Here is a 6,131-nt window from a genome sequence, read left to right on the forward strand (position 1 = left end):
CACATATGAATATCTCTAAATTTTTTATTGATCGGCCGATCTTTGCTGGTGTTTTATCAGTATTGATTTTACTCGCCGGTCTGCTTTCGGTATTCCAGCTACCGATTTCTGAATATCCAGAAGTTGTTCCCCCGTCTGTGGTGGTTCGCGCTCAATATCCGGGTGCGAACCCGAAAGTGATTGCTGAAACCGTTGCCTCTCCGCTTGAAGAATCAATCAACGGTGTAGAAGACATGCTGTATATGCAATCTCAGGCAAACAGTGACGGCAACCTCACCATTACGGTGAACTTTAAGCTCGGCATTGACCCAGACAAAGCGCAACAATTGGTTCAAAACCGTGTGTCACAGGCCTTACCTCGTTTGCCTGAAGATGTGCAACGTTTAGGTGTCACCACACTAAAAAGCTCACCGACCTTAACCATGGTTGTACATCTGACCTCACCAGATAGTCGCTATGACATGACCTACTTACGTAACTACGCGGTGCTTAACGTAAAAGACCGTTTGGCACGTTTACAAGGTGTGGGTGAAGTTGGTTTATTTGGTTCTGGTGACTACGCGATGCGTGTGTGGCTCGACCCACAAAAGGTGGCACAGCGTAACCTTACAGCAACTGAAATTGTGACTGCAATCCGTGAACAAAACATTCAGGTAGCAGCGGGTACAATCGGTGCATCACCAAGTAATTCACCCTTACAGCTCTCAGTCAATGCTCAAGGTCGTTTAACCACCGAACAAGAATTTGCCGATATTATTTTAAAAACTGCACCAGATGGCGCGGTCACCCGATTGGGTGATGTTGCACGCGTTGAACTTGCAGCCTCACAATATGGATTGCGTTCATTACTTGATAACAAACAAGCAGTTGCGATTCCAATTTTCCAAGCACCGGGTGCCAATGCTTTACAAGTTTCCGACCAAGTGCGCGACACGATGAAGGAGCTTTCAAAAGATTTCCCATCTTCAATTAAATACGACATTGTGTATGACCCGACTCAATTCGTACGTGCAAGTATTAAAGCAGTCGTTCATACCTTACTTGAAGCAATTGCACTGGTTGTTGTAGTTGTTATTTTATTCTTACAAACATGGCGTGCCTCAATCATTCCATTGCTTGCCGTACCGGTTTCAATTATTGGTACATTTGCACTCATGCTTGCTTTTGGTTACTCAATCAATGCGCTATCACTATTCGGGATGGTACTTGCCATCGGGATTGTGGTCGATGACGCGATTGTGGTCGTCGAAAATGTCGAGAGGAATATTGAAGCAGGCTTAAGCCCAAGAGATGCAACTTATCGCGCGATGCGAGAAGTGAGCGGGCCGATTATTGCCATTGCTTTAACGCTCGTTGCCGTGTTCGTTCCACTTGCTTTTATGACAGGCTTAACAGGGCAATTTTATAAACAATTTGCCATGACCATTGCCATTTCAACTGTTATTTCGGCATTTAACTCACTGACGCTCTCACCTGCTCTAGCTGCCATGTTACTTAAAGGACATGATGCTAAACCTGATGCATTAACACGCATTATGAACCGTGTATTCGGACGTTTCTTTGCGCTGTTTAACCGCGTATTTACACGTGCGTCAGATAACTATGGTAAAGGTGTGAGTCGTGTTATTTCCCATAAAGCATCAGCAATGGGTGTCTATGCAGCACTTTTAGGTTTAACCGTTGGTATTTCCTATATTGTTCCAGGCGGTTTCGTTCCTGCACAGGACAAGCAATATTTGATTAGCTTTGCTCAACTGCCAAACGGCGCTTCATTAGATCGTACCGAAGCTGTCATTCGTAAAATGAGTGACACCGCACTTAAACAACCTGGTGTAGAAAGTGCTGTTGCCTTCCCTGGCCTATCAATTAACGGTTTTACCAACAGCTCAAGCGCCGGTATTGTCTTTGTGACCTTAAAGCCATTCGATGAACGCAAGGCGAAAGACTTATCTGCAAATGCAATTGCAGGTGCGCTCAACCAGAAATACTCAGCCATTCAAGATGCCTATATTGCAGTTTTCCCACCGCCACCCGTGATGGGCTTAGGTACGATGGGCGGTTTTAAACTGCAACTTGAAGACCGAGGTGCCTTAGGCTATTCAGCGTTAAATGATGCTGCACAAAACTTTATGAAAGCAGCTCAATCAGCTCCTGAACTTGGTCCAATGTTCTCAAGTTATCAAATTAACGTACCTCAACTAAACGTAGATTTGGATCGTGTCAAAGCTAAACAGCAAGGTGTTGCTGTGACAGATGTTTTCAACACCATGCAAATTTATTTAGGTTCTCAGTACGTTAACGACTTTAACCGCTTTGGGCGTGTTTATCAGGTTCGAGCGCAAGCCGATGCACCTTTCCGTGCTAACCCTGAAGATATTTTGCAGCTTAAAACCCGTAACAGTGCCGGACAAATGGTACCGTTATCTTCATTGGTGAATGTAACTCAAACTTACGGTCCAGAAATGGTCGTTCGTTATAACGGCTACACATCAGCCGATATTAACGGTGGCCCTGCACCGGGTTATTCATCTAGCCAAGCAGAAGCTGCGGTTGAACGTATTGCAGCTCAAACTCTACCACGTGGTATCAAGTTTGAATGGACAGATTTAACTTACCAAAAAATCTTGGCCGGTAATGCAGGCCTCTGGGTATTCCCAATTAGTGTCTTACTCGTGTTCTTGGTTTTAGCTGCTCAATACGAAAGTCTAACTTTGCCTTTAGCTGTAATTTTAATTGTACCTATGGGAATCTTGGCGGCTCTGACGGGCGTTTGGCTGACAGGCGGAGATAACAACATCTTTACCCAAATTGGTCTGATGGTACTGGTCGGGCTGGCCTGTAAAAATGCCATCTTAATTGTCGAATTTACACGGGAACTCGAAATGCAAGGTGCAACTGCCTTTAAAGCAGCTGTTGAAGCAAGTCGTCTACGTTTACGCCCAATTTTAATGACTTCTATTGCATTCATTATGGGTGTCGTACCACTGGTTACCTCAACTGGTGCAGGCTCTGAAATGCGTCATGCCATGGGTATTGCAGTGTTCTTCGGCATGATTGGTGTAACGTTGTTTGGTTTATTCCTGACTCCTGCCTTTTATGTGCTGATTCGTACCCTGAACAGTAAACATAAATTACATTCGGCAGCCGTTCATGAAGCACCTTTATCTACCCCACATGACCACTAAGGAGGATATTTAATGGCTACAGCAAAACAAAGCTTATTATTGTCCTCACTCATGGGAAGCCTGCTCCTTGCAGGCTGCTCTTTGGCTCCGGAATATCAACCTGCAAAGGTGATAGTTCCAGTCAAATTTAAAGAGTCTGATGCTCAACTTGAAGACAAGAATTGGAAAATTGCCCAACCTGCTGATCAGCAGGCCCGAGGTGAATGGTGGCGTGTTTTTAATGATGCTCAATTAAATGAGCTAGAACAACAAGCCATTTCCGGAAACCAGAGTCTTAAAGCGGCAGCGGCTAATATTCAAGCTTCACGTGCAATACGTTCAGCAGCACAAGCTGAACGATTACCAAGTATTGGTGCTGGCTTTGGCCCAACTCGTCAAAAGCCATCTCCCGCTTCATTGGGTCTAGATGACAATGCTCATACGTCTGCACAAACCTTATGGCGCGCTCAAGCCAATGTTTCATATGAGCTCGATTTATTTGGCCGTATTGCCAGTAGTGTCAATGCAGCAACAGCTGATTTACAAGAGCAAGAAGCTCTATATCAATCGGCGCTTTTAGCTTTGCAAGCAGATGTTGCCCAAGGTTACTTTCTCATTCGTCAGTTAGATGCTGAACAAGCAATTTATAATCGCACTATTAAACTGCTTAGCGAAACACGCGACTTAGTTCAAACACGCTTTAGAAATGGTTTAGTCAGTGAATTAGACGTTTCTCGCGCACAGACTGAACTGGCTACAGCACAAACCAATGCACTGAACATTGCTCGTAACAGAGCTAATGCAGAGCATGCACTTGCAGTATTGTTAGGCAAAACACCTGCTGATTTTAGCTTGGCAATTGAACCTTTAACTGCAAACAGCCTCCATCTGCCAGCAGGTTTACCTTCAGCTTTACTTGAAAGACGACCTGATATTGCTGCTGCCGAACGTGCTATGGCAGCAGATAATGCGCGTATTGGAATTGCGCGCGCTGCTTTCTTCCCGAAACTAGACCTGACAGGTGCACTCGGTTATGAATCATCAAGTTTAGGTGATTTAGGTAAATGGTCGAGCCGTACATTCTTACTTGGTCCAGTTGCAGGCACTATTTTATCTTTGCCATTATTTGATGGCGGACAACGGAAGGCTGGCGTTGCACAAGCACGAGCTGCCTATGAAGAAAGCGTTGCGAATTATCGCCAAACTGTACTGAATGCATTTCGCGAAGTTGAAAATGGTTTATCTGATCAAAGAATTCTCGATCAGCAAATTCAGGCTCAAAATCAAGCGCTCTCCTCTTCTCGTCATGCAAACCAGCTTTCTCATCTACGTTATCGAGAAGGTGCCATTAGCTATCTTGATGTGATTGATTCGGATCGGACTATATTGCAACAAGAACAACTTTCAGCACAGCTGAACGGCAGTAGAATGAGGGCTAGCGTAGATTTAATCCGCGCATTAGGAGGCGGATGGCAGGCTACTTCACCCAATTAACTTGACATAAAAAAAGCGCCATATGGCGCTTTTTTTATATTTACAACTTATTGTGCATATACAGGGAATTTTGCACAAACAGCTTCAACTTTCGCTTTTACTTCAGCAATAACTTTTTCGTCACCTTTGCTGTCAATCACGTCAGCGATCCAACCAGCAAGTTCACGAACTTCAGCTTCACCAAAACCACGAGTTGTTACTGCTGGTGTACCGATACGGATACCAGAAGTCACAAATGGAGAACGTGGGTCATTTGGAACTGAGTTTTTGTTAACAGTAATGTGAGCAGCACCTAACCAAGCATCTGCATCTTTACCAGTTACATCTTGCTTGATTAAAGATAACAAGAATAAGTGGTTGTCTGTACCGCCAGAAACAACATCGTAACCACGAGCGATGAATACTTCAGCCATTGCTTGAGCATTTTTCACAACTTGTTGTTGGTAAGCTTTGAAGTCATCAGACATTGCTTCTTTGAAGCAGATTGCTTTAGCAGCAATCGCATGCATTAATGGACCGCCTTGGTTACCAGGGAATACAGCTGATTGAAGTTTTTTCTCGATTTCTTCATTCGCTTTCGCAAGGATTAAACCAGAACGTGGACCACGAAGTGTTTTGTGAGTCGTAGTTGTCGTTACGTCAGCAATTTGAACTGGGTTTGGATATACACCAGCAGCAACAAGACCTGCAACGTGAGCCATATCAACAAAAAGGTAAGCGCCAACTTTGTCCGCGATGTCACGGAAACGTTGCCAATCTACAACACGGCTATAAGCAGAGAAACCAGCAACGATCATACGTGGCTTGTGCTCTAACGCTAAACGTTCAACTTCTTCGTAATCGATCTCGCCAGTTTCAGCGTTTAGACCGTATTGAACCGCATTATAAGTTTTACCAGAGAAGCTTACTTTTGCACCGTGAGTCAAGTGACCACCGTGAGCCAAGCTCATACCTAAAACGGTATCGCCCGGGTTAAGAAGCGCTAAATAAACAGCAGAGTTAGCTTGTGAACCAGCGTGTGGTTGAACGTTTGCGTAATCTGCACCAAAAAGTTCTTTAGCACGATCAATCGCCATTTGCTCGATGATATCCACATACTCGCAACCGCCATAATAGCGTTTGCCTGGATAACCTTCTGCATATTTGTTCGTAAGTTTTGATCCTTGCGCTTCCATCACAGCAGGAGAGCAATAGTTTTCAGATGCAATTAACTCGATATGTGCTTCTTGACGCTCACCTTCAGAAGCAATTGCTTGAGCTAATTCTGGATCAAATTCAGAAATGGAAATATTGGCAAACATTAGCGGGGGTCCTATAAATTAGGGCTTTTAAGCCGTGCTAAGATTGCGGCATATTGTAGCATGAACTTTATAATTAAACAGAATGAAGTTAGCTCAGTTTTAAATAAAAATGGCTCAAGTTTTATAAAAAATGAGCCATTGTTTATAAATCAATAAAAAAGCTGCTTTAAAG

At 44.0% G+C, this 6,131-nt stretch carries 3 protein-coding genes and 1 pseudogene; 3 read left to right on the top strand and 1 reads right to left on the bottom strand.

The genetic code is table 11. The features are described 5' to 3' along the window. Window positions 1-5 precede the first annotated feature (5 nt). A complete protein-coding gene (gene adeG, locus HUN22_RS03645) occupies window positions 6-3,185 on the top strand; it encodes a multidrug efflux RND transporter permease subunit AdeG (protein WP_174726544.1) in 3,180 nt (1,059 codons plus the stop codon). Window positions 3,186-3,197: 12 nt separating this feature from the next. Then, complete coding sequence (locus tag HUN22_RS03650) at window positions 3,198-4,658, top strand: efflux transporter outer membrane subunit (RefSeq protein WP_174726545.1); 1,461 nt, start codon at window positions 3,198-3,200, stop codon at window positions 4,656-4,658. Between the two features lie 47 nt (window positions 4,659-4,705). Here HUN22_RS03650 and glyA read toward each other — a convergent pair whose 3' ends face one another. After that, a complete protein-coding gene (gene glyA, locus HUN22_RS03655) occupies window positions 4,706-5,959 on the bottom strand; it encodes a serine hydroxymethyltransferase (RefSeq protein ID WP_174726546.1) in 1,254 nt (417 codons plus the stop codon). Window positions 5,960-6,019: 60 nt separating this feature from the next. Between glyA and HUN22_RS18090 the strand changes: the two are divergent. Then, window positions 6,020-6,112: pseudogene (locus HUN22_RS18090) on the top strand (hypothetical protein); the annotation flags it as partial. Window positions 6,113-6,131: the final 19 nt, after the last annotated feature.

Source organism: Acinetobacter lactucae (assembly GCF_013344765.1).
Lineage (GTDB): Bacteria > Pseudomonadota > Gammaproteobacteria > Pseudomonadales > Moraxellaceae > Acinetobacter > Acinetobacter lactucae_A.

Coding starts and splice junctions, on each gene's coding strand:
- adeG (WP_174726544.1), top strand. CDS start 6: ATGAATATCTCTAAATTTTTTATTGATCGGCCGATCTTTGCTGGTGTT.
- HUN22_RS03650 (WP_174726545.1), top strand. CDS start 3,198: ATGGCTACAGCAAAACAAAGCTTATTATTGTCCTCACTCATGGGAAGC.
- glyA (WP_174726546.1), bottom strand. CDS start 5,959: ATGTTTGCCAATATTTCCATTTCTGAATTTGATCCAGAATTAGCTCAA.